Source organism: Dokdonella sp., from assembly GCF_041395345.1.
Lineage (GTDB): Bacteria > Pseudomonadota > Gammaproteobacteria > Xanthomonadales > Rhodanobacteraceae > Dokdonella.
Map to the genome: position 1 here is coordinate 79,692 of NZ_JAWLAR010000001.1, position 21,521 is coordinate 101,212.

General features: G+C 62.4%; 21 protein-coding genes. 9 read left to right on the top strand and 12 right to left on the bottom strand.

The features are described 5' to 3' along the window. Positions 1 to 116: 116 nt before the first annotated feature. Complete coding sequence (locus R3F00_RS00340) at positions 117 to 2,567, top strand: tetratricopeptide repeat protein (RefSeq protein WP_371279694.1); 2,451 nt, start codon at positions 117 to 119, stop codon at positions 2,565 to 2,567. On the opposite strand, the gene R3F00_RS00345 is transcribed toward R3F00_RS00340, so the two are convergent. The 7 genes from R3F00_RS00345 to R3F00_RS00375 all read right to left on the bottom strand — a co-directional run bounded on the left by R3F00_RS00345 (position 2,557) and on the right by R3F00_RS00375 (position 8,200). After that, entirely contained in the window at positions 2,557 to 3,327 is a 771-nt protein-coding gene (locus R3F00_RS00345) for a DUF2884 family protein (RefSeq protein WP_371279696.1), read from the bottom strand. The genes R3F00_RS00340 and R3F00_RS00345 overlap by 11 nt on opposite strands. 154 nt (positions 3,328 to 3,481) lie before the next feature. Continuing rightward, complete coding sequence (gene aqpZ / locus R3F00_RS00350; protein ID WP_371279698.1) at positions 3,482 to 4,186, bottom strand: aquaporin Z; 705 nt, start codon at positions 4,184 to 4,186, stop codon at positions 3,482 to 3,484. A gap of 171 nt (positions 4,187 to 4,357) precedes the next feature. Further along, a complete protein-coding gene (locus R3F00_RS00355; protein ID WP_371279699.1) occupies positions 4,358 to 5,695 on the bottom strand; it encodes a M48 family metallopeptidase in 1,338 nt (445 codons plus the stop codon). 146 nt (positions 5,696 to 5,841) lie between these two features. Then, entirely contained in the window at positions 5,842 to 6,297 is a 456-nt protein-coding gene (locus tag R3F00_RS00360) for a hypothetical protein (protein ID WP_371279700.1), read from the bottom strand. A 93-nt stretch (positions 6,298 to 6,390) separates the two neighbouring features. Further along, positions 6,391 to 6,924 (bottom strand): DNA-deoxyinosine glycosylase, encoded by a 534-nt coding sequence (locus R3F00_RS00365; RefSeq protein ID WP_371279701.1) that lies wholly within the window; start codon positions 6,922 to 6,924, stop codon positions 6,391 to 6,393. 36 nt (positions 6,925 to 6,960) lie between these two features. Continuing rightward, a complete protein-coding gene (locus R3F00_RS00370) occupies positions 6,961 to 7,692 on the bottom strand; it encodes a hypothetical protein (RefSeq protein WP_371279702.1) in 732 nt (243 codons plus the stop codon). Between the two features lie 103 nt (positions 7,693 to 7,795). Beyond that, positions 7,796 to 8,200, bottom strand: coding sequence for a hypothetical protein (locus R3F00_RS00375; RefSeq protein ID WP_371279703.1), 405 nt, complete (start codon positions 8,198 to 8,200; stop codon positions 7,796 to 7,798). 9 nt (positions 8,201 to 8,209) lie between these two features. Between R3F00_RS00375 and R3F00_RS00380 the strand changes: the two genes are divergently transcribed. Together R3F00_RS00380 and dinB are read left to right on the top strand one after the other, a co-directional pair. Next, positions 8,210 to 8,704, top strand: coding sequence for an alpha/beta hydrolase family protein (locus tag R3F00_RS00380; protein WP_371279704.1), 495 nt, complete (start codon positions 8,210 to 8,212; stop codon positions 8,702 to 8,704). Positions 8,705 to 8,864: 160 nt separating this feature from the next. Continuing rightward, the gene (gene dinB, locus R3F00_RS00385) at positions 8,865 to 9,953 is read left to right on the top strand and encodes a DNA polymerase IV (RefSeq protein ID WP_371279705.1); all 1,089 of its coding nucleotides are present in this window, start codon (positions 8,865 to 8,867) and stop codon (positions 9,951 to 9,953) included. On the opposite strand, the gene R3F00_RS00390 is transcribed toward dinB, so the two are convergent. Further along, complete coding sequence (locus tag R3F00_RS00390) at positions 9,950 to 10,159, bottom strand: PGPGW domain-containing protein (RefSeq protein WP_371279706.1); 210 nt, start codon at positions 10,157 to 10,159, stop codon at positions 9,950 to 9,952. The two genes, dinB and R3F00_RS00390, sit on opposite strands and share 4 nt — an antisense overlap. A gap of 213 nt (positions 10,160 to 10,372) precedes the next feature. Here R3F00_RS00390 and R3F00_RS00395 point away from each other — a divergent pair, with 213 nt between their 5' ends. The 6 genes from R3F00_RS00395 (at position 10,373) to R3F00_RS00420 (ending at position 15,958) form a co-directional block, all read left to right on the top strand. Then, entirely contained in the window at positions 10,373 to 11,401 is a 1,029-nt protein-coding gene (locus R3F00_RS00395) for a hypothetical protein (RefSeq protein WP_371279707.1), read from the top strand. 63 nt (positions 11,402 to 11,464) lie between these two features. Next, positions 11,465 to 12,097 (top strand): AAA family ATPase, encoded by a 633-nt coding sequence (locus tag R3F00_RS00400; protein WP_371279708.1) that lies wholly within the window; start codon positions 11,465 to 11,467, stop codon positions 12,095 to 12,097. A gap of 174 nt (positions 12,098 to 12,271) precedes the next feature. Then, positions 12,272 to 12,757, top strand: coding sequence for a histidine phosphatase family protein (locus tag R3F00_RS00405; protein ID WP_371279709.1), 486 nt, complete (start codon positions 12,272 to 12,274; stop codon positions 12,755 to 12,757). Between the two features lie 29 nt (positions 12,758 to 12,786). Further along, complete coding sequence (locus R3F00_RS00410; protein WP_371279710.1) at positions 12,787 to 13,458, top strand: YceI family protein; 672 nt, start codon at positions 12,787 to 12,789, stop codon at positions 13,456 to 13,458. Further along, entirely contained in the window at positions 13,455 to 15,305 is a 1,851-nt protein-coding gene (locus R3F00_RS00415; RefSeq protein ID WP_371279711.1) for a phospholipase D family protein, read from the top strand. The genes R3F00_RS00410 and R3F00_RS00415 overlap by 4 nt, the downstream gene beginning before the upstream one ends. An 83-nt stretch (positions 15,306 to 15,388) precedes the next feature. Beyond that, positions 15,389 to 15,958, top strand: coding sequence for a YkvA family protein (locus tag R3F00_RS00420; protein WP_371279712.1), 570 nt, complete (start codon positions 15,389 to 15,391; stop codon positions 15,956 to 15,958). Positions 15,959 to 16,074: 116 nt separating this feature from the next. Here the strand turns inward: R3F00_RS00420 and R3F00_RS00425 are convergent, their stop codons facing one another. The 4 genes from R3F00_RS00425 to R3F00_RS00440 form a co-directional block, all read right to left on the bottom strand. Beyond that, positions 16,075 to 17,640, bottom strand: a complete 1,566-nt coding sequence (locus tag R3F00_RS00425) for an RDD family protein (protein WP_371279713.1) — start codon at positions 17,638 to 17,640, stop codon at positions 16,075 to 16,077. A gap of 134 nt (positions 17,641 to 17,774) precedes the next feature. Next, positions 17,775 to 19,118: an RDD family protein gene (locus R3F00_RS00430; RefSeq protein WP_371279715.1), complete on the bottom strand. Its 1,344-nt coding sequence runs from the start codon at positions 19,116 to 19,118 to the stop codon at positions 17,775 to 17,777. Positions 19,119 to 19,188: 70 nt separating this feature from the next. Continuing rightward, entirely contained in the window at positions 19,189 to 20,469 is a 1,281-nt protein-coding gene (locus R3F00_RS00435; RefSeq protein WP_371279716.1) for an acetyl-CoA C-acetyltransferase, read from the bottom strand. A 106-nt stretch (positions 20,470 to 20,575) separates the two neighbouring features. After that, entirely contained in the window at positions 20,576 to 21,502 is a 927-nt protein-coding gene (locus R3F00_RS00440) for a class I SAM-dependent methyltransferase (protein WP_371279717.1), read from the bottom strand. Positions 21,503 to 21,521: the final 19 nt, after the last annotated feature.

Here is a 21,521-nt window from a genome sequence, read left to right on the forward strand (position 1 = left end):
CTCTGTGAGACCATGTGCGTCAGCTCTTCGTGCTTGCGGGCCATGCCGGGAGGCATCCGACGAGCACAGGGCCAATCACCACTGATCCCATCGAATCTCTAACAGGGGGGCTTCGAATGCATCAAGGCGAGGATTCGTCGGCAACGGCGGCAACCGAATTCGAGGGCTCCGCGCGGGACAGCGGCAATTCCGAGTCGATGGCGCCCGGAACCCGCCTCGGCGCCTACAAGATCCGACGTCCTCTCGGCGAAGGCGGCATGGGCCAGGTCTATCTGGCTGAACAGACGGCCCCGGTCCATCGCGACGTTGCCCTCAAGCTGATTCGTCAGCAGATTGCCAGTCCTCTCGCCCTGGCCTGGTTCGAAGTCGAGCGCCAGGCGCTGGCGCAGATGCAGCACCCGGCCATCGCGCAGATCTTCGATGCGGGCACGACCGACGAGGGCCATGCCTACATTGCAATGGAATACGTCGAAGGCGTGCCGCTTACCGAGTTCAGCCGAACCAACGGGCTCACTCGCGACCAGCGCATCGCCTTGTTCGTGCGCATTTGCCAGGGCGTGCAACATGCGCATCAGAAGGGCGTCATTCATCGCGACCTGAAGCCGGACAACGTGCTGGTCCAGGCCATCGACGGAATACCGATGCCCAAGATCATCGACTTCGGCATCGCCATTGGTGGCAGCGTGTCCGACAGTGGTCCGGTGGTGTCGCGCAACACCAGCGATCATGCGGGCACCGCGATCTACATGAGTCCCGAGCAGGCCGGATCAAAACATCGCGACATCGATACACGTACCGATGTCTATGCATTGGGCGTGATGCTTTGCGAACTGCTCACGCACTCCGATGCGCGTGCCCTGACCTCGGACGCGCACCATTCCACGCATGCGCCGCACCAGACCCTGTTGACCGCACTGGCCGGCGAAGCCGAGGCCCCCAGCGCTACACCCAGTGCACATGCATTGTTGAACGCTGCCCGGACACTGCCGGCGGAACTGCGCGCCATCCTGCGCAAGGCGCTGGCACTGGATCGAGCCGATCGCTACGAATCCGCAGCGGCACTCGGACAGGACCTTGAACGCTACAGGGAGCATCGACCGCTGTCGGCCATGCCGGCCAGCCGCGCCTATGCCGCGCGAAAGTTCATCGCCCGACACCGACTCGGCATCCTCGCCACCGGTGTCGCCGCACTGGCCCTGATTGCCGGGACCATCATGGCCGTACAGGGACAGCGCCGCGCCGAAGTCGCTGCGGAACTGGCCCGCATCGAAGCAGACAAGGCAGCCCAGGTGGCCGCCTTCGTCCAGGAAATGATTGCCGGTATCGATCCCGACCGCGCCAAGGGTCTCGACCGCAGCCTGATGCGGTTGATGCTCGATTCGGCAGCTTCTCGCGCCGGTACCGAGTTGGGGGACCAGCCGGCGGTACGCAGCACGATCGAAAGTACAATTGCGCGCAGCTACGCAGCCATCGGCGAGTATGCGCTGGCTGCCGAGCACTTCTCCGCAGCACGAACTGCGGCCATCTCGGCAGGAAGTCCGAAGGCAGAACGGGCCCGCCTGCTGCTGGCCGAGGCCGACGCCGATGGCAACCTCGGTCACTTCGAGCAGAGTAGAGTTCTAGCCAGCCAGGCTCTCGAGGAAGTGCGGGACCTGCCCGAGACGGATCGCGACCGGCTCTACATCGAGAGCCGTCTGGCCTGGCACGAGCAGGGCGCAGGGCAATTCGAAACCAGCATCAAGCGCTACCAGCGAGTACTCGCTCTTCAACAAGCGGCCTTCGGCATCGACGACGACGACACGCTGGAAACTCAGCGTGGCATGGGTGCCAACTATGCGCGTGTCGATCGATACGCGGAAGCGGAGCCGCTATTCAAATTCGTACTCGAACGATACACGCAACGCTACGGCCCGACCCATACAAAAACCCTGGACCTCACCACCGGCCTTGGCGTCACCTACCTCGAACAGGAAAAGTATGCCGAGGCCGAAGCATTGTTGCGGCCAGCCCTGGAACTAACCGAATCCAGGCTCGGGCCCGAGCATCCAAACACCATGGTGCTGGTCTCGAATCTCGGCAGCGCGATCCGTAAACAGGATCGCAACGAGGAGGCGCGTCCGTACTACGAGCGCGTGCTGGCAACCAATCTGAAGATCAATGGCCCCGACCACTATCTCAGCGTCGCCGGCGAAAGCAACCTGGCCTTGCTCTTGCGTGACGCGGGCGACATCGCTGGCGCGGAGAAGCATGCGCGACTGAGCATCGCGCACCTGCAGAATGCGTTTCCTCCCGAGCATCCGGCACGTGCGATCTTCATCGCCGCACTTGGCAGCGTTCTCGTTTCCGCCGGGAAATATGCCGAGGCCGAAACCCACTTCGATGCTGCTTACGCCATCTTTCTTGGCGCACCGGGATTTGGCCCCAGGCATTCGCGTACGCTTGAGCTGATAGAGAACTACATCAAGCTATACGGTGCCTGGGGAAAACCCGAAGAGAAGGCGCGCTGGCAGGAAACCCTCGACAAGGCGAAACGCGCCGAAGAAGAGAGCACTGCAACTAGAGGCTGACTTCAACCAGGTTCAATGCCGAGCCATCAGGCATGCGTGCGGAAACCGATGCCTCGATACGATCAAGAGCCTGAACCCGACGACACAGTTCGTCAGCGCGCGCTTCGAGCGCCTTGGCGCGCTTCTCGACAACCCTCTCGACATTTGTTTCGATCGATGACGCGCGCGCCTCGAGCTCCGCTACGGCCGACTCGTCACCGCTGAAGGCCACGGCGATGGCCTGGGCAGTGATATTGCCCACCATCTCACCGATCAGGGAGCCCACTGCACCTTCGATCAGGTCCTCGACTTCCTTTTCGGAACTCGGGCCCCAGACATCGCGGTCGTTGATGGTCTGCTTGATTTCGTCGGCCGTGCGCGCAATTCGCTCGGCGCTTTCGCGCGCTGCCTGCGCACTGGGTGCAAATGCCATCGAAACATGTGCCACCGCTTCGAAGGCAATTCCCACGGCCTCCACAGCCAGCGCCTTGGCTTCGGGCACCAGGGCCCGTACGCCGCGATCCAGTTCGACAACGCGGGTTTGGTCTGCTGCATCAAGGCTCAACGCCTTGCCGTCGACCTCAAGAACGCCACCGGGCAGGATCGCCACGACCTGTTTCGACTTGTCGTCGGTGAAGGCGATGCGACCGGCCTCGATCTTCGTGGAATAGCGGCTTTCGACATCGCAGTGATTGCCATCTATCTGGACCTTTGCATGGCCGGTGTGTGCGGACAGGGCGAGCACGAGGCTGACCGCGGCGACGACGGGAAGGGTTTTCATGACGGACTCACCTTGCATCGGGATATGAAGCTTGGATGCGAAGGGTCACACGCGGGTTTAAACCGCGCATGTGTCAAATGTACGGGGCCGCAGTCCCTCTCGACCGGAGGACGGCGCGACGAGCTCCGCTCGACGCGCCCTTCCGTGCCCGATTTCAGTGTGCCCGCTTGTCTTCCAGCAGAAACCGGTAGATCAGCCCGCCAATGGCCCCGCCGACCAGGGGCGCCAGCCAGAACAGCCAGAGCTGGCTGATTGCCCAGCTGCCCTGATACAGGGCCACACCCGTGCTGCGGGCGGGGTTGACCGAGGTATTCGTGACCGGAATCGAAATCAGGTGGATCAGGGTCAAGGCCAGGCCGATGGCGATCGGGGCGAATCCTGCCGGCGCCCGCTTGTCCGTGGCACCCATGATGATGAGGACGAAGAAAGCGGTCAGCACGATCTCGATCATCAGCGCAGCCTGCATCGAATAACCGTCGGGTGAATGCTCGCCGAAACCGTTCGAGGCGAAACCGGCCGAGGCATCGAATCCGGCCTTTCCGCTGGCGATCAGGTAGAGAACGCCGCCGGCGGCTATGCCTCCGATCACCTGTGCCACCACGTAGGGCGCGAGATCCTTCGCGCTGAACCGACCACCGAACAACAGGCCGAACGAGATGGCCGGATTGAAGTGCGCCCCTGAAATATGACCGACGGCATAGGCCATGGTCAGCACTGTCAGGCCGAAGGCCAGGGCAACGCCGACAAATCCGATACCGAGCTCCGGATATCCCGCTGCAATGACCGCACTGCCGCAACCACCAAAAACCAGCCAGAAGGTGCCGAAGAATTCCGCCGTCAGGCGCTTGCCCATGCTCATAGATTTTCTCCCCGATTCCGTTTTCAGATGGACCACTGCCGATATGGCACCGGATGACCCGATCCGGCCCCACTACCGGCGCGGCGGCCCATTCTAGCTGCTGTCGCGATCGATATTGCTACGGAATTTGCTTTTGTTGACGACAAGATCAGGGCTGAGCCGGAGTTCTCCCTATGGACCGGATACGGGCCGATTGGCTGTCGGGTTGTCCTGATTTTCCTTGAGCCAGAGCATCGCGCGGTGCACGCGCGCGTAGCCGCTGGGGTGATCGTAGAAAATGATCTCTTCGAGCGGGCCGGGCTTGATCTTGCGGTAGGTCGACAGACGCATTGCGACCATGGCGAAGCCATGCGGCTCGTTGGCGGCATTCAGTCCGTAGGCGTCCGCTTCGGCTTCGGCCTGGCGAATGATGGAGTTGGTCAGCGGTGTCGCAAGGAAGAAGAACAGGGAAAGTATGGCCAGCGCCAAGGGCAGCGCAGCGGGATCATCGCGGCCCTCGAGACCGAAGCGCGCACCCCAGCGGGCCATGGCGCGATCGAAATAGCGGTTGACGATCCAGAAACCGAAACCCAGCACCAGAGTCATGTAGGTAACCAGACGCAAGCCATGATTCAGCACGTAGTGGCCCATCTCATGCCCGAGCACGGCGTAGATTTCAGGCTTCGAGGTGCGATCAAGCAGATTGTCGTTCATGGCGACACGTGTGGTGCCGAGGAACCCGGCGACATTCGCACTGATCCGCGTGGTTTGCCGCGAGGCGTCGAATTCGACCACGTTGTCGTCGGGAATCATGTTGGCCCTGGCCAGCGACAGGATTTCCTCGCGCACCTCACCCTGACGCAGCGGCTTGTAGTCGTTGAAGATCGGATCGAGGAAAACCGGAGCGATCATCATCATGAACAGGATCAGCACGAACGCGCCGCAGGTGGCCCAGATCCACCAGCGCTGTCCCGTCTTGCGTATCGCGGCATAGGCCAGCGCAATGACGGGCGGAACGATGACAAGACTGACCAGCAGGCCCTTGAGCTGGTCGAGTGACCACTCACCGAAATTCTGGGCGGCGAGGCCGTAGGCATGCTCGCGGAAGAATCCGGTGTAGATCGTCATTGGCAGGGCCAGCACGGTTGCCACCACCAGCCACTGCAGCGCGTAGATCATCGTGACCAGCCAGGGTCGATGACTGACCCGACGAGCCAGATTTCGCATTCCGGTCGAGAGCCCGCTGCGCAACAGGATCCAGGCTACGACCAGGCCGTAGAGCAAACCCCACAGCTGCAACCAGTAGCCGCCTTCGAAATAGGCATCCGACTTGGCCTGCTGCTCGGGCGTGAGCAGATCCAGATACGCCTGGGTGGCCTTGTCGACATCGAATTGCGGGCCGGGACGTGCAGCATCGGGGATCTGCAGCCCCGCTGGCAGCTCGGCCGAAACAGGGGATTCGGCGCCTGCCAGCCCGAACAACAGGAACGCACTGAACAGAAACACGATGCCGCGATAGACCAGCTTCATGCCGCACTCCCCCTGGATACGAAGAGTGCCAGACTACCGCAAGCTGAACGACAAGTGCATGCCGCAATTGACTGGCTTTTTGAACATGAGAAAGCCGCGGCACCGAAGCGCCGCGGCTCGTTTCAGGTTGCCAGTCGAGTCGCCCCTCAGTCGGCCTTGCTGATCGTGAAACCGCCAAAGCTGACGCCGAGGTTGACGCCCTCGCCCGTACCGGCCAGCGCAAGGGAAACGGTACCCTTGGTCAACACCTGTGCGGTGGCGCTCTTGCCGGCAGCCGCGGAGGCATCCGCCTGGGCATAGGTGCCGAGAACGTCACTCATCTTGTGGACATCGGAGAACGTGCCCTTGCCGCCATCGATGTGGATCTTGCCGACGGTCAAGCCGCCGCCCTTGGCGGAAATCTTGACGTTCATGGATTCACCGTTTTCACAGGTCACCTTGCCGGTGCCTTCGGAGTGCTTGTAGATGGCCGACCAGCCGGTCAGGCTGAAGCGCATCTCGCAATCGAGCTGTGCCTCTGCTGCTTCTGCTTTCGGAACAGACACTGCGGTCAGGGCCAGAGCCAGTGCAGATACGGCGAAACCTTTCTTGACGAATGTCATGGTGATTGCTCCTCGTTGGGGTGGCGCAAGTGTGTGTCGCGGAAGCTGAACGAGCCGATACTGAGGCGCTGCGACGGCTTGATGCTGGCCCTCTCAGGTCAGGAATTCCTCCAGTGCCTGCCAGCGACGCCGCTTCTCCGCCCTTGTCATTCCTGCATTCGCCGGGCTGGTCGATGGCAGCTCGAACAGAGTGACCCGTTCGCGCGCGGCCACGTCTAGCCTCGGCAGGATCAGTCGCCGGAACGAAGTCCGGGCGCGGCCGCCATTCAGGGCAATGCCCGTGATTGAAGGCCGAGCCATCAGCAGTCCCGGTATATCATTGGCCACTTCACTGGAGCGCACAATAGCGCTGTCGAGACTGCCCTGGCGTTCGCAAGACTCGAGGACATCCCAGATGCCAACGCCCATCCGCTGCAAACGCGCAATGCGTTCGGCATACGGCAACTCGGGGCCTGCATTGAACATCTCGCCCATCAGCGGCCAGAACAGATTCTGTGGATGTGCGTAGGACTGTTGCAGTTCGAGCGACTTGACGCTGGGCGCGGTGCCAAGCACCAGCAGGCGACAGCCCTTGGCTACTTGCGGCGCAAAACTCTCAACATGAAGGATCTTGGCGGAATTCTTCATTGACCAGGTGCAGCTCATCTTGTTTCTGCAGCGCTGCTACTTCTTCGGCAGGGGCAGGAATTTCTCGGGATCGAATCCACCGACTTCATAATGCAGGGTGCGCGGCGGCTTGCCTTTCTCGCTGACTTCGATATCCACGGTCTTCGACTTGCCAACCCTTGCGATGAAGGCCTTGTCTTCCTCGATGAAGATTGCGGGCTCACCCGTTGGCGGAATGCTGCCTTCCATGCTGGTCGGTGAGCCCCCGTCGAAAGTCATCGTCACGCGGCAATTCTTCGCGCAAGTGAATCCGGGCTCGCTGCCGTAGAGAAACACACTCTGACCCCAGTCGGTATGCCGGCGAAAGACGAGACGCACCTGATCGCCGTTCGCGCCACCGTCACTGGATTGGTAGATCGTGGCCGTGCTCTGCGTTCCACCGGCCATCGGAGATGTCTGGTAGGTCCACAGGCGTGCCATGCGCCGCGCCTCGCCTTCTGTCGTCGCCTTCTCGCGCAAGGCCTCGATGTCGGGCCGGATGCGTGCGGCAGCAGCACTGTCGGGATACATCTTTAGCAATTCGTCACCGAGCGGAAGTGCCAGCTCGGCGTTGCCCGCCTTCAGCATTTCTTCGTACATCGCGTAATGCTGTTCCGCCCTGGCTTCCTGCTGGGCCCTGGCCGCTGCAATGGCTTCAGGCGAGGGCGCGGCGGCTTGTTCCTGCTTGTTGCAGGCACTTGCAAGGGCAAGCAGTAGTACAGGGACAACCACTACGTTGAAAATTCGCATCGACAAGGATCCCGCTGAATGATTGAGCCACCCAATATACCGCCGATAGCCTGCAGCATGTCGTCGCCCGCGGCTGCGCACGTGCCGTCCTGATTGCGGGCTATCATTGCTGATGATGACTGACCTGAGCATGACGCTTCGAGAACTGCTGGGGCTTGCGCACCCTGTTTCGGTTGAATTCCAGCGAGGCGACGTCGAAGAGGCCGTCGGATTCAACCGGGAACGGATCGGGTACCGGGGACTGGAAGGCGACGTCATCCCGGCTTTCCTGTTCACACCGAGGGGCCGTGACATGCTCGGCGGTGTGGTTGTCTTTCACCAGCACAATGGGGAGTTCCACTTCGGCAAGAGTGAGGTAGCCGGCTTGGTCGGCGATGCCTTTCAGGCCTTCGGGCCGGCGCTTGCTCGCATAGGCCTCGCCGTTCTGGCCCCGGACTCCATCTCTTTCGAGGATCGACGAGGAGCGGTTCGCGGGGTTGAGCCGGACCACTACGACTGGCTTCAGCACTACAACGCCATGAGCTACCGCTTGGTCGATGGTGACCTGCTGATGAGGAAGTGCCTGGATGACGCACAACGGGCGCTGAGCGTCTTGCTCCAGGCCACCGAGCTGGACAAGCGACTCGTGGGCGTGGCAGGCCACTCCTACGGTGGTTACACCGCGCTCTACCACGCGGCAGTCGATGCACGATGCAGGTTCGCGTGCGTCAGCGGTGCCGTGTGCAGCTTCGAGACGCGCCGCCGGGAAGGCACCGGGATCTCTCTCTTCGAGACCGTGCCCGGTCTCGCACGCCAGATCGACACGCACGATGTTCTTGCAGGCATCGGGCCTCGGCCGACAATGGTGGTGTCGGGTACCGGGGACAAGTATTCACGGGATGCGGACCAGGTAGTGGCCAAGGTCGCCGGCGACTTCATCACCGAGCTCCGCGTCGAGAGCGGACACGCTCTCGATCGAGAGAGGTTCGATGCGATCGTCGAGTGGATTGTCGGCCGCACATCCGATCGATGAGAAGCGACACCTGACGCAGAATTGCGTCTGATTGCAGGCAGGACCTTCGCCAGCGACTCCGGGCATTGGTAGCATCGGCGATTGGCATTGCCGGGCGAGTTTCAAGCCGCGTGGAATGCCCTTGCCGATTCCCCATCATCCATTCCCGATTCCCGACCCCATGCGCAAGATCCTTCACGTCGACATGGACGCATTCTATGCATCGGTCGAACAGCGGGATGATCCCTCGCTGCGTGGTCGGCCGGTGGTCGTCGCCTGGCGTGGTGCGCGCTCGGTGGTCTGTGCGGCGTCTTACGAGGCGAGGACCTTTGGCGTGCGTTCGGCGATGCCGGCCATACGTGCCGAACGACTGTGTCCGGACGCGGTCTTCGTGCCGCCCGACTTCACTCGCTATCGTGCCGTGTCGCGCCAGGTGCGCGAGATTTTCCTGCGCCATACCGACCTCGTCGAACCACTGTCGCTCGACGAAGCCTACCTCGATGTCACCGAGAATCACGGCCGCCTGCCTTCAGCCACGGCGGTAGCCCGGGCGATCCGAGAGCAGATCCGCGAGGAAACTTCACTGACCGCCTCGGCCGGAGTTGCACCCAACAAGTTCCTCGCCAAGATCGCCTCGGACTGGAACAAGCCCGATGGCCTGTTCGTGATCAAGCCGGATGCCGTAAGAGACTTCCTGACGCCACTATCGGTCGGGCGAATCCACGGCGTCGGCAAGGTCATGGACGGCAAACTCGCCGAGCTTGGCATTCGCACGGTCGGTGACTTGCGCGCCCGTGATGTGCACGAGCTTGAGAGCCTTTTCGGCCGCTACGGTCGGCGACTGCATGAACTCAGCAACGGCATCGACGAAAGCGCCGTGACGCCCGACCGGCCGGTACAGTCGATATCGGCCGAGGATACCTTTGCCGAGGATCTGCCGCTGGCGGATCTCGAGCCGGCGATCCGCGAACTGGCCAGCAGGGTCTGGACTGCGAGCCGCAAGGTCGAACGCGTCGGGCACACCGTGGTACTCAAGCTCAAGACCCGTGAATTTCGCATCCTCACGCGCAGCCTGACACCAGCGACGATGCCCGAGTCCGCAGATGAACTGGCCACGCTCGCCCTGGCACTGCGCGAACGCGTGAACCTGCCTGAATCCACGCGCTATCGCCTGGTCGGGGTCGGCATCAGCAATTTTCGCGATGCCGACGAACTGGGAGAACAGGCTGGCCTGTTCGGTGGCGATGGCGATTCGACAAGCACTGGCTAGCGTCGTCGCCGCGCACGCCAGGCTTCGATCTTTCGTGAAATCCAGACATCGAGCCGGTCGAGCAGGCGCGCCGCGAACAGTGACTCCTCTGCCACGAGCACGGCACCAAGAATCAGGGCCAGGATTCCGGGGCCGGGCAGGACGAGCATCGCCACGCCGGCCAGCATGATCAGCACGCCGAGCCCGCTGATCAGGACCTTTCGCACCAGACCACTCCTGCTTCCGCGGCGCAGTCGATAGCGAGTCACGAAACGGCGGCCCCTGGGGGTGGCTGCAAAGTGTTTCCATTGTCTGCGCACGCTGGCCGTCATCGATGCCCCTGTACTTGTATGGTGCAAGAACCCGCACCCGGCGAATGCTGGCCATGCATCGATCAGTCTGAACGTTTCAGGTGAACCGCTCCGAAATGACCGTGTTGTATGCTTGAAGTTCATCACGGCAAGGAGCTGGACGTGACGCGATTCATTGCATTGCTGTTCACCCTGATGGGTGCTTGCGCGGCGGTGGCGGCAGAGCAACCCGACCGCGTCCGGGAGAGCAGCGAAGGGCACTACAACGCCAGCCTTGTCGAAAGCCTGCTCGCAGAAGGAACGCCCCGCGCGCTGGTACTGGCAGCGACGTCCCTGCCGTATGCCGGGAACCCAGCGGGCCTATCGCGCCAGGCTCTTCTGGATCGAGCCGCACAAGCCGCGCCAGATGACCCCTTCGTCCAGTGGTTCGCCGCACTCTACACCGCGCCCGCCACCACCTTGTCGGAACCGGCGAAAGCGGTGCTGCGCCTGGAGCCAGACAATGGAGCAGCGTGGATGTTCGTGCTTCAAGCCGCCAGCGAGGCAAAAGACGAGAACGGCGTTACCGAAGCGCTTGCACATCTTGGTGCTGCGGCCGCCTTTGACGAGCACTATGCTGATTTCACACTGGCATGGATGGAAGCATTCCGGGCCCATCCCCGGCCCGCGCAGCCTGAACTCGACCGCGAGCAGGCCTTGGCCGAAGAGCCGCTGATCATGGCAATGGCACGAAGTACGGCGCTGGCCTTGCCCGCCTTCTCGAGCCTGATTTCCGCCTGCAGTGACAAGAGCGTCGACTTGCTTGCGGGCCGTCGCGATGCCTGCATCGCTGCGGCGCGCCTCATGGCAGGGCAATCCACGGCAATCATTTCGCGCGGCATGGGCAACGCCCTGCTTCGCCGCAGCGGCGCTCCGCAAGCCGCCACCGCCATGCGCGACTTCGAATACATCAACTCTCGCTATGCGTTGCTTTCGAGCACGCTCGAATGCGACCCCGTCGAGTTCGACGCGTTCGAGGCCGACTGGATGGAAACGCGCAACGAAATCCAGGTCGCCGAACGAGCCCTGTTGCGAGACGGCCATCTGCTGCAGCCGCCACCGGACTGGCAGCCAGACGATGGGTCGCTGCCTCCAGTCGACAGGACAGGCTGTCACTAAACCGACACGATCCGCCCGCCTGTAGTACGCTCTCCCGCGCTGTGCAACCCGACGGAGGCCTAGATGCTGAGAGTCCTGGTGGCGAGTTCCAAGGGCGGTTGTGGCAAATCCACGATCGCGACGAATCTGGCGGCGCACTCTGCGCTCAAGGGCAAGGCGACCGTGTTGGCCGATGCCGACCGCCAGGCCTCAAGCAGCCGATGGTGCGAAAAGCGCGCTGTCCTCGATACCGCCGTATTGCCCATCGATGCCACGCGCAAGGGCTGGCAACAGCGTATCCCGGAAGACGCCGAGCGCGTCATCATCGATTCCGGTGCCGGTATCCGGGCCAGCGAAATCGCGGAGTTTCTCGACGATGTCGACGCGATCGTGGTGCCGGTGCTGCCGTCCGTCGTTGATCTTGAGGCCACCATGCCGTTTCTGGCCGATCTGGCCAGGCTGCCGAGAATCAAGAAAGGCAAGGTCGCCGTCGGCCTCGTGGCCAATCGCACCAAGCCCTGGACGAACGCCACCCAGCAGTCGCTGGAGGAGATGCGCGAATTTCCGTTCAGCGTCATTGCACAGTTGCGTGATACCCAGGCCTATTCGCTGATGAATGGCCTCGGCCGCAGCATTTTCGACTACCACTCCGAGATCGTGCGTTCGCATCAGCAGGATTGGGTCAAGCTGATCCGCTGGCTGAACAAGCAGGGCTAGGCACCGCAGCGTATTGCGGCGGAGCATGGAAATCGGTCCCGGCGTGCGCCGCTGCTCGCGCTCGCAGTCGACCGCTCTGGCGAGTACTTATTCAGCCAGGCCGGGAAAATTCGCTTCTGCTTGGGAATTGCACCGGCCATGCGGCATGATGCAGGCCTACTCCGAGGAGTCATCATGTCAGTACGCCAGATCATCCTGTTGCGACACGCCCACGCGGAACCTCCGGCTGGCTCGCAGACCGACGAGTCCCGGCCGTTGACGGAAGGGGGCGTGTGCGAGGCGCATGCGGCGGCGGACTGGCTCAAGGACCATTCTGCGGAACCGGATGTCATTCTCTGCTCGCCCGCCGCACGCACCCGCGAAACGGCCGACTGCGTGGTTGAAAAGCTCCGCCATGCCCCTGGCAGCGTGGTCGATGGACGGATCTACGAAGCCACCCCCGGTGATCTGATCCAGGTGCTCGAGGAGCACGGCGACGCCGATTGCGTGCTTTTGGTCGGCCACAATCCAGGCCTGGAGACGCTGGTGGCCCTGCTCACCGACGGCACCTCGGACCAGGGACGCGGCATGCCGCCTGGGGCCATCGCCTGGCTGCATGTGGATGGTGATGCACCGATCGAACCCGGATCGGCCAGCCTTCGGCACTTCTGGTGGCCATAGGATTCCCGCTTGCCGGATGAGTTGACCGCGTGATCCCCAACGCACCTGAAGCCGCCCGCATGCACAGCACCGGATCGGGGCGGCGCAACCTCCTTGCCGATGCGTGGAAACTCGTGTTTGCCTGGACCTGGGCAACAGGCATTTCGCTTTCGGCAATGGCCGCCGAACCTGCTTCGACCACACCGGAATCCCGTTTCCTTCGCTTCGACAGTGTGCGTTCCAGCGCGTCGTTCGAGGTCAGGGTGCTGCTGATGTTCAGTGTCGATGGCCAATTCGGCAGTGTCAGTGGTGGCGTACACATCGAGAATGAACAGGCCCGGGTCGAAGCCGCCATCGATGCGAATGCGGTCAGCATGAACCGTGAATCCAATGAAAAATGGGTCAAGTCGACGGAGTTCTTTGACGTCGACCGGCACCCGCAGATCTTTTTCGAGTCGGCCCCGTTCCCGCTGGACCAGCTGCGGCAGGGCGGTGCGCTGCCCGGCACGCTGAACATGCGCGGCGTAACCCGGCCCGTCGAATTCGTGCTTGAGCCCGCCAAATGCGAGCAGCCGGCACTCGATTGTCCGGTGGTGGCCCATGGCACCGTTCGACGCAGCGAATTCGGCATGACCACGCGCCGCGGCGCACTTTCGGACAAGGTCGAGCTGAATTTCAGCATTCGCGTGTTGGCGCCCGCGGCTGGATCCGCTCAGCCGTGATCGGGGGCGACCGGAATTCGCTTCACGCGGCAGGGCGCGCCGCCCTGGTGCTGCTCTGCGTCCTCGGACTTCTCGGTGGTTGCACCGTCAATCGCCAGCTTGCGCGCAAGGCCGACCAGATCGTCTCGGAAACCCGCAACGACGAGCTCACCTGTAACCGGCCGGATCACTGCGCCATCGACTCGCCCTACCGCAAGCTGGCCGACAAGGCGCAGGGGCCGGGCGCGGCTGAGAGCGAGACCCACTATGTGAACCTGCTCGAGCAAGGCGAGGATTCGCTGCTCCTGCGCATCCATCTGGTCCGCGCCGCGCGCACCAGCATCGATATCCAGACCTTCATCTGGGTCAACGACGATGCCGGCAGGCTGCTGCTCGATGAACTGCTCAAGGCGGCGCGGCGCGGCGTGCGCGTGCGCGTCATCGCCGACCAGTTGTTTTCGCTTGAAGACCCGGCGCTATTGTCGCGCCTGGCAGTGATTCACCGGAATTTCGAGGTCCGCATCTACAACCCGACCTTCAACAAGGCAGTCACCCAGCCGCTCGAATTCGCGGTCAGCATCCTCTGCTGCTTCACCCGTTTCAACCAGCGCATGCACAACAAGCTGTTCCTCGTCGATGGGGAATTCGGCATCGCCGGTGGGCGCAACTACGAAAATCGCTACTTCGACTGGGATCCGGAGTTCGACTATCGCGATCGCGACGTTCTCGTCACCGGAGCGAAAGCCGGCCGCGAGATGCAGCGATCGTTCGACCAGTTCTGGAACTACAAGCGAGCCGTGCCGCTGACCCGGCTGAATGACGTGAACCGCCAGATCGTCGCGGATTCGGGTCAGAGCCTGCCCTTGCCCACGCCGATCCGGCAGGTGGATCCCATGCGCGTCGGCATCCTCAGTGCACACGCGAGCAATCAGGCCGAGATTTCGCGGCGCTTCGTCGATGAAGCCTTGCGCGTCGAGAAGGTTGACTACTTTTCCGACGAGCCGCAAAAGCAGGACTCGGCATCGGACAGCAATTCCGAGCTTGGCGACCGGATCGAAGGCCTGATCGCCTCGACGGAATCGAACATCCTCATGCAGACCCCGTACCTGGTCCTGAGCAAACGCGCGCGACGCCTTTTTGGTCGCCTCAAGGAACAGGAACCACGTCCGCAAATCATCGTTTCGACCAATTCGCTGGCAGCCACCGATGCCTTCTATGTCTATGCGCTGTCGCACAAGTACAAGAAGCGCTACCTCAAACTCGGATTCCGCATCTACGAATTCAAGCCTTTCCCGGGCGATGCGGACCTGTTGATCGCCGACTACGCCCAACTGGGTGCCGGCGAAATCAGCGAACAGGGTTACCAGCGCTACGGAAAGGCACCGCTCACAACGAGTGGCAGCGGCGTTCGGGTCGGCATGCATGCCAAATCCATCGTCATCGACGATCACGCGACCCTGATCGGCTCGCACAATTTCGATCCGCGTTCCGACAACTACAATACCGAGTCGGGATTCATCATTCATGACGATGAAGTGGCGCGGCGAGTCAGCGCGGCCATCCTGCGCGATATCGAGCCGCAGAACGCCTGGGCCATTGCCAAGCGCCCGCGCACCAACCTGGTCCATCGCATCAACAATGCCATTGCCGACTTCTCGACGGCCCTGCCCCTGTTCGACTTCTGGCCGTTCCGCTACGCGACCAGCTATGAACTCAATCCCGGCTGTAAACCGCTGCCGCAGAACGACCCGGATTTCTACGACTGTTATACGGCCGTCGGCGATTTTCCCGAGGTCGACTTGCCGTTGAAGACCATCTATACGCGCATGGCGACCGCAATCGGCGCCGGGGCAGTGGGTATTCTTTAGCCAGCGCGGCCCCGCACCGATTGACGCGCCCCCAAGCGCCGTCTAGTCTCAGCGCTGACTCTTTCCCCTGCGGAGCGGCATCCATGTCCCTCGACATCACGATTCAACTGGCTGATGAGGACCTCGATCACTTTGTCGAGGCCATGAAACGCGCACAGGTCAAGGCAGCCGATCTGAGCCCCAAGGAGGTCGTCGAGGCCGCATCCAGGCTGCTGATCGACGCGCCGGGCGGCAAGGTTCCCCAGTTCATCCAGGAACGGCTCGAGAAGCTCGACCAGATGTTGCAACTGGTCGTTGACGAAGGCTATGGCCTGCCCCAGGAAGACCGCGACCGGGTCCTGTCCTGCCTGGCCTATTTCGCCGATCCGCACGACATCATTCCCGACAATGTTCCGGTCATCGGCCTTCTCGATGACGCGATCATGATCGAGCTGTGCGTTCGCGAACTGGGGCCGGAAATCGATTCGTATGCGGATTTCGTGCTGTTCCGCAATCAGGAAGCGGCGCGCCGTGGTGTCGACCCGGCCACGTTGAAGACCGAACGCGTCGATTGGCTGGAGACACGTCGCCAGGAAGCGCATGAAGGCATGCGTCGGCGCCGTCGCGAAGGCTATTCCAGCAGTGGCGGCTTTTCGCTGTTCAAGGCGCGCTGATCGCCCACCCGCCCGTTCAAACCATGCAACGAAAAAGGCAGCCGCGAGGCTGCCTTTTTCGTCCTGGACAACGCTGATCAAGTGGCGGGTCCTAGACCCGCCACTGCGGCACGCTGCTAGTTGCAGTCAAACGGCAGCAGGTCCGCCGCCATGCTCGACTCGCAACGCCAGCCGCCGCCCGTGTAGGTCCATTCGATGCGCTCGATGCGGGCGGCGAACGGAATGTCCGAAGATGAGGAAAGGCGCACCGTCACCGTGCATTCCGGGGCTATGCCACCAATCTGAATGGCCTCGATCCAGGCGTTGTTCGATGTGCGCTCCTCGGCCGGACAGTCTCCGCCGCCATCGGCAATCGCAGCCACTTCGGCCTGGGTTTCGGTGGCGACCATGAACACCGACGTCATGCCGGCGCGGACGGCCGCAGCTTCATCAGCCTCCACGCCCGAGCTGGTATCCATGGACTCGGCAAGATCGGAGAAATCGGACATGTCCATTTCCGCCATCTCCGACTCGGCCATGTTCATCTCGCTGGAGGCCATGCCCATGAACTGGCTCATCACGTAGCCCCAGCTCGCAAACATGATCACGATGCCCAGAATCGGCAGGCAGTTGAGAACCCAGCCATACCAGGGCATTTTCGGCCGCTCGGTGGGCATCGGCTTGCCCGGTTCCACATCGCGGAAAACCACGCAGCAGCCGGCCATCATGTCGTGCAGCGCCTGCTTGCGGCTCGTGAAGCCGGCCATCATGTAGCCGACATTCATGATCATGCCGGATACGATCTTGCCGAAGAAGCGTCCTGTCGCGCGGCCGAATCCGATGCGCTGACCCTTGTCGTCGGTGACCTTGATGCCCATCACCTGCTTGCCGGGCGTTGCCTGCCTGGGGCCGCTTTCGAACTTGGCGAAGTACAGCCACATGATCGCGATCAAGCCGACGTAACCCAGGAACATGATGAAGAACACCAGGCCCGGCGAGTCCGAAGCCAGCCAGCCGAGTCCGCCGATCACGGCGAAGAAGATCAGCGAGACGACGCTGAGAATGATCGAGTCGAGCATGTAGGCCGCAACGCGACGCCAGAAGCCGGCGTTGACGATGTTGCCTTCCGGCAGGAGTTCGCCCGGCGCCATGCTTGCACCGCTCGCAGCAGGTGCAGCGGCGGGAGTCGCCGCAGACATGCGCATTTCCGGAGCAGGGGTTGACGCCGCCCTGGGCTGGGCTGCCACGGTTTCCGGGCTCAACGTGCTGAACGCCACGGTGGCCTGCTGGTCCGCATCCATGGATGGCGCAGCCGGGGTGATGAAGGGTCGCCAGTTGGCGCTGCCCACGGTCGCAACACTGATGCTGGATGGCCAGGCGCCGCTGCGCACCCGATCCTCGACATAGGCATGCGGCATCGGGCCACGCGGAGAACCGTCGACGAGTACGAACAGGTTGTCGTCGCTGCCCATGGCCTGCAGTTCGGTGGCCGCGCCGACGGCGGAAGCGCCGTCCTGCAGCTTTTGCAGCTTGGCCAGATCGTCGCTTTCCTTGATGGAAATGGGCGCACGAGCCAGCAGCTCGGCCTTCAGGCGATCGGGCTCCATGCGGAAATAGGCAGCCAATGCAGGCCAGACGTTGGCGGCATCGAATCCGGGCAATACCTCACCGGTCAGGACCAGGGCGTGCTTGATGGGTTCCATTGTTTACCTTCCCCGTATTGGTTGAGTTCGTGGTCAGGGACAACGACCGATTTCGCCGCCCGGTGGTTTTCAAGTATCGCCGTCCGCTTGCGGTTATGCACGCCTCCCCGGTCGAAGGCTTCTGCGGCAGTGCGTCATCGACAGGCGGCGGGCAGATACCTTGATTCTACGGATGAAACGCAGCTCCAGTCGTTGTCGCCAATATAGGCCCACTCGATCGACTCGTCGCGCGCTGCATCGGGCACGTCCGGACCCGAGGCAAAGGTCAGCGTGATCACGCAGTCCGGCGCGGTTCCGGCAATGCGGATGGAGTCGACCAGGGGACTGGAGCTGTTGCGCAAGCCCTGCGGGCACGGCTCGCTGGCAATGACTGCCTGACTGACTTCGATCTTGGCCGGCGATACCTCGATGAAGGCCTCGGAAATTCTGGCTCGTACGACGTAGTCCTGATAGGCCGGAACGGCAATGGCGGCGAGGATGGCCAGCGGGAAGAGCGCCAGCAGCAAGCCGTTGACGACCCATCCGTACCACGGCATCGGCGGTCGCACCGTTGGCAGCGCCTGCCCGGGTTTGACCGTGTTGAAGACGACACAGGTATCGGCGATCAGGTCGTGCAGGGCCTGCTTGCGCGTCGTCCATCCGGCCAGCATGTAACCGATGTAGAAGGTGATATGGGAGATCGCGGCCGCAAAGAAGCGGCCCGTAGCCTGCCCGAAACCCAAGCGTTGGCCCTTGCCATCGGTGACGATCAGGCCCATCGCACGTTTGCCCAAAGTGGCCTGGACGGCGGAGCTCTCCTGCAGCGCAAAGTACAGCCAGTAGCCGACAAAATAGACGATGACGCCCAGCAGCGGAATGATCATCAGGATCATGGCGGGAATGGCGATGATCAGGCCATCGATCAGATAGGCAGCGCTGCGGCGCCAGAACCCGGCATGGATGGCAGGCCCGGCCGGCAACGGGAGCAGCGGATCCTTCTTGCTGGCAATGCTGTCGGCAACGCGTGCGATCTTGGCTGCGACCGTATCCTCGGGATCGACCTCGTTTGCGGCATTGCCGTTCAGCGCTGGCGGCGGTGCGCTCACTTCGGGCCCCGGATCGAATGTGCGCCAGTCGGTGCTGCCTACCGGGGCAACCTTGACCGAGGCCGGCCAGCCACCGCGGCGCAGTCGTTTTTCAATGTAGCTGCGCGGCAGGGGCCCGCGCGGCACGTTGTCGACCAATACGAAATGGCTGCCGCCATCCAGCGCGTGCACTTCGCTGAGCGCACCGAGTTCGGTCAATCGGGTCTGGCGCTGGGTGAGGTCGGCAAGATCCGACGACTCCTTGACCGTCATCGGCACGCGCGCCAGCACATCGGACTTCAGTCGGGCCTCGTCGATCCTGAAGTAGCTGGCAACAGCGGGCCAGACCTTTTCGGCGTCAAAACCGGGTAGCAGCTCACCGGTCAAAACCAACGCACGCTTCGTGTTTTCCATCGTTTCCGCTTCCCCTCGCAGATGTCGGTCCTGGCGCGCCGTCGCGCCTGCCCTTTCTGATCCGTATCGATCAGCGTTCGAGTATGGCGGTGACCCCCATGCCACCTGCCGTGCAGATCGAAATAAGCCCACGGCCCGTGCCTTTCTCCTCAAGCAACTTGGCCAGGGTAGCGACGATGCGTCCGCCGGTTGCGGCGAACGGGTGGCCGAGGGCAAGGCTCGATCCGTTGACGTTCAATTTGGCTGGATCGATTTCTCCGAGCGGCTTCTTCAGGCCGAGTCGGTTCTTGCAATAGTCCTTCGACTCCCATGCGCGCAAGGTGCACAGCACCTGGGCCGCAAAGGCTTCGTGGATCTCGTAGAAATCGAAATCCTGCAGACTCAACCCGGCATTCTTGAGCATGCGCGGTACAGCCACGGTCGGCGCCATGAGGAGGCCTTCGCCGTGCACATAGTCGACCGCGGCGACTTCGGCATGGGTCAGCCAGGCCTGCACCTGGAGGCCGCGATCCCGGGCCCAGGCCTCGCTGCCGAGCAGGACAGCGGAAGCGCCATCGCTGAGCGGCGTCGAATTGCCAGCGGTCAGCGTGCCGTGACCGGAAGTCTTGTCGAAGGCGGGTTTCAGGGTGGCGAGTTTTTCCAGCGTGGTGTCGGGGCGCAGGATGTTGTCGCGATCAAGGCCGCGGAACGGCACGACCAGATCCTTGAAGAATCCACGCTCATAGGCTGCTGCCGCCTTCTGGTGACTTTCCCAGGCCAGCTTGTCCTGGTCCTCGCGAGAGATCTTCCATTCGCGCGCCATCATCTCGCAGTGATCGCCCATGGACTTGCCCGTGCGCGGCTCGGCCACGCCGGGAAACGACGGGGCCAGTTCGCCAAACGAGAATCCGCGGATCGCCGTCTTGACCTTGTCGGCCGGCTTGCGCGCGCGGTTCACGGCCAGCAGGCGTTGCTGCAGGGCGCGACCATAGACGATCGGCACATCGCTGGTGGTGTCGCTGCCACCTCCGATGCCGGCCTCGATCTGGCCGTTGGCGATCTTGTTGCCGATCAGGATGGCATTGTCGAGACCGGTGCCGCAGGCGCGCGCCGTGGTGATGCCGGGGGTGGTCGGTGCCAGGCCCGATGACAACACGGCTTCGCGTGCGAGATTCCACTCGGACGGATGCTTGATCACGGCACCGAGGGCGACTTCGCCCAACTCGACGCCATGCAGGCCGTAGCGTTCGACCAGTGAGCCAAGTGTCTTCACCGACATGCCGAAATTGCCGATGTCGGCATACGCGGTATTGTTGCGGCAGAACGGAATCCGCACACCGCCTATGACACCGACACGCTTGATCGCAGTCACGTCGAACCTCGCTTCAGGGAATCAGAATGCGGGGACATTATGCAACGCCCACAGCGCAGATGCCGCATTCAATGTCGAAGAAACGCGATTGCGAAGGCCGGCCCTTTCAGCGTGGCGCTGCGCCCCATGCAGCTTCATTGCCTTTCCACATCCCGAGGAACCATTCGCGGAACATCGGAATTTCTTCGCCACGTGAATCATCGGAGAGATCTTCCCAAAGCGCCATCGGCGCCCGCTGGCCGGTGACGACATCGAGGATGCCGTCGAAAAGCTCGGTCCACAGCGGGGAATACGCGACGCGCCCGGAGGCCGACTGCGCCCTCTGCCGGGCGGCTTCGAGATCGGAATTCGCGCCTCGGCGCACGCCGATGGCCTGCACCCACGGAGAATCGGCCAGGAGCAGGGCGAGATCGAATCCGGCGCGGTCGAGGAAGATGCGCACTTCCTCGGGCGAGGAAAACTGGTTGCGTGCCACGTCCTTGCGCTTGGCATGATCCGCTGCCCGGTACTGCTCGATCTCGAGCGCATAGCGGCGCCAGCCCACCCGGCTGGCCATGTTCCATACATCGAAATAGACCAGGCCCCCCGGCTTGATCACGCGGGCCATTTCTTCCAGATAGAGAAAGAAGTCTTCCTTGTCCATGTGGATGAACACGGCGACGCAGTAGGCCTTGTCGAAACTGGCATCGGCCAGCGGCTGCAAGCTTGAGCGATGCAATTCGGTGAAGCCGACATTGGTATGGTCGGCCAGTCGCTCGCGTGCCACCTGGATCATGTTCGACGAGATATCCGAACCTTCCCAATGTGCCACGCGCGGCGCGATCTCGCGCCCGATGCGACCCACGCCGCAACCCAGCTCCAGGACGCGATCGGTGGCTTGCAGATCGAGCGCGGCTGCAACCTGATGGGCACTGTAGGTGCCGGTCAGACGCGCCGTTTCCTCATTCGTGCTGCCATCGACTGCAATGAATGCACCATCCGGCGTGGATGCCTTTTCATTCCAGAAATTCTTGTAGTTCTTCTGCGATTCCATGGGATTGCACGATCCGGAC

What these genes read in the sequence shown, in the direction of transcription:
- R3F00_RS00340 (WP_371279694.1), top strand. Translation starts at nt 117, where the DNA reads ATGCATCAAGGCGAGGATTCGTCGGCAACGGCGGCAACCGAATTCGAG.
- R3F00_RS00345 (WP_371279696.1), bottom strand. Translation starts at nt 3,327, where the DNA reads ATGAAAACCCTTCCCGTCGTCGCCGCGGTCAGCCTCGTGCTCGCCCTG.
- aqpZ (WP_371279698.1), bottom strand. Translation starts at nt 4,186, where the DNA reads ATGAGCATGGGCAAGCGCCTGACGGCGGAATTCTTCGGCACCTTCTGG.
- R3F00_RS00355 (WP_371279699.1), bottom strand. Translation starts at nt 5,695, where the DNA reads ATGAAGCTGGTCTATCGCGGCATCGTGTTTCTGTTCAGTGCGTTCCTG.
- R3F00_RS00360 (WP_371279700.1), bottom strand. Translation starts at nt 6,297, where the DNA reads ATGACATTCGTCAAGAAAGGTTTCGCCGTATCTGCACTGGCTCTGGCC.
- R3F00_RS00365 (WP_371279701.1), bottom strand. Translation starts at nt 6,924, where the DNA reads ATGAAGAATTCCGCCAAGATCCTTCATGTTGAGAGTTTTGCGCCGCAA.
- R3F00_RS00370 (WP_371279702.1), bottom strand. Translation starts at nt 7,692, where the DNA reads ATGCGAATTTTCAACGTAGTGGTTGTCCCTGTACTACTGCTTGCCCTT.
- R3F00_RS00380 (WP_371279704.1), top strand. Translation starts at nt 8,210, where the DNA reads ATGAGCTACCGCTTGGTCGATGGTGACCTGCTGATGAGGAAGTGCCTG.
- dinB (WP_371279705.1), top strand. Translation starts at nt 8,865, where the DNA reads ATGCGCAAGATCCTTCACGTCGACATGGACGCATTCTATGCATCGGTC.
- R3F00_RS00395 (WP_371279707.1), top strand. Translation starts at nt 10,373, where the DNA reads ATGCTTGAAGTTCATCACGGCAAGGAGCTGGACGTGACGCGATTCATT.
- R3F00_RS00400 (WP_371279708.1), top strand. Translation starts at nt 11,465, where the DNA reads ATGCTGAGAGTCCTGGTGGCGAGTTCCAAGGGCGGTTGTGGCAAATCC.
- R3F00_RS00405 (WP_371279709.1), top strand. Translation starts at nt 12,272, where the DNA reads ATGTCAGTACGCCAGATCATCCTGTTGCGACACGCCCACGCGGAACCT.
- R3F00_RS00420 (WP_371279712.1), top strand. Translation starts at nt 15,389, where the DNA reads ATGTCCCTCGACATCACGATTCAACTGGCTGATGAGGACCTCGATCAC.
- R3F00_RS00425 (WP_371279713.1), bottom strand. Translation starts at nt 17,640, where the DNA reads ATGGAACCCATCAAGCACGCCCTGGTCCTGACCGGTGAGGTATTGCCC.
- R3F00_RS00430 (WP_371279715.1), bottom strand. Translation starts at nt 19,118, where the DNA reads ATGGAAAACACGAAGCGTGCGTTGGTTTTGACCGGTGAGCTGCTACCC.
- R3F00_RS00440 (WP_371279717.1), bottom strand. Translation starts at nt 21,502, where the DNA reads ATGGAATCGCAGAAGAACTACAAGAATTTCTGGAATGAAAAGGCATCC.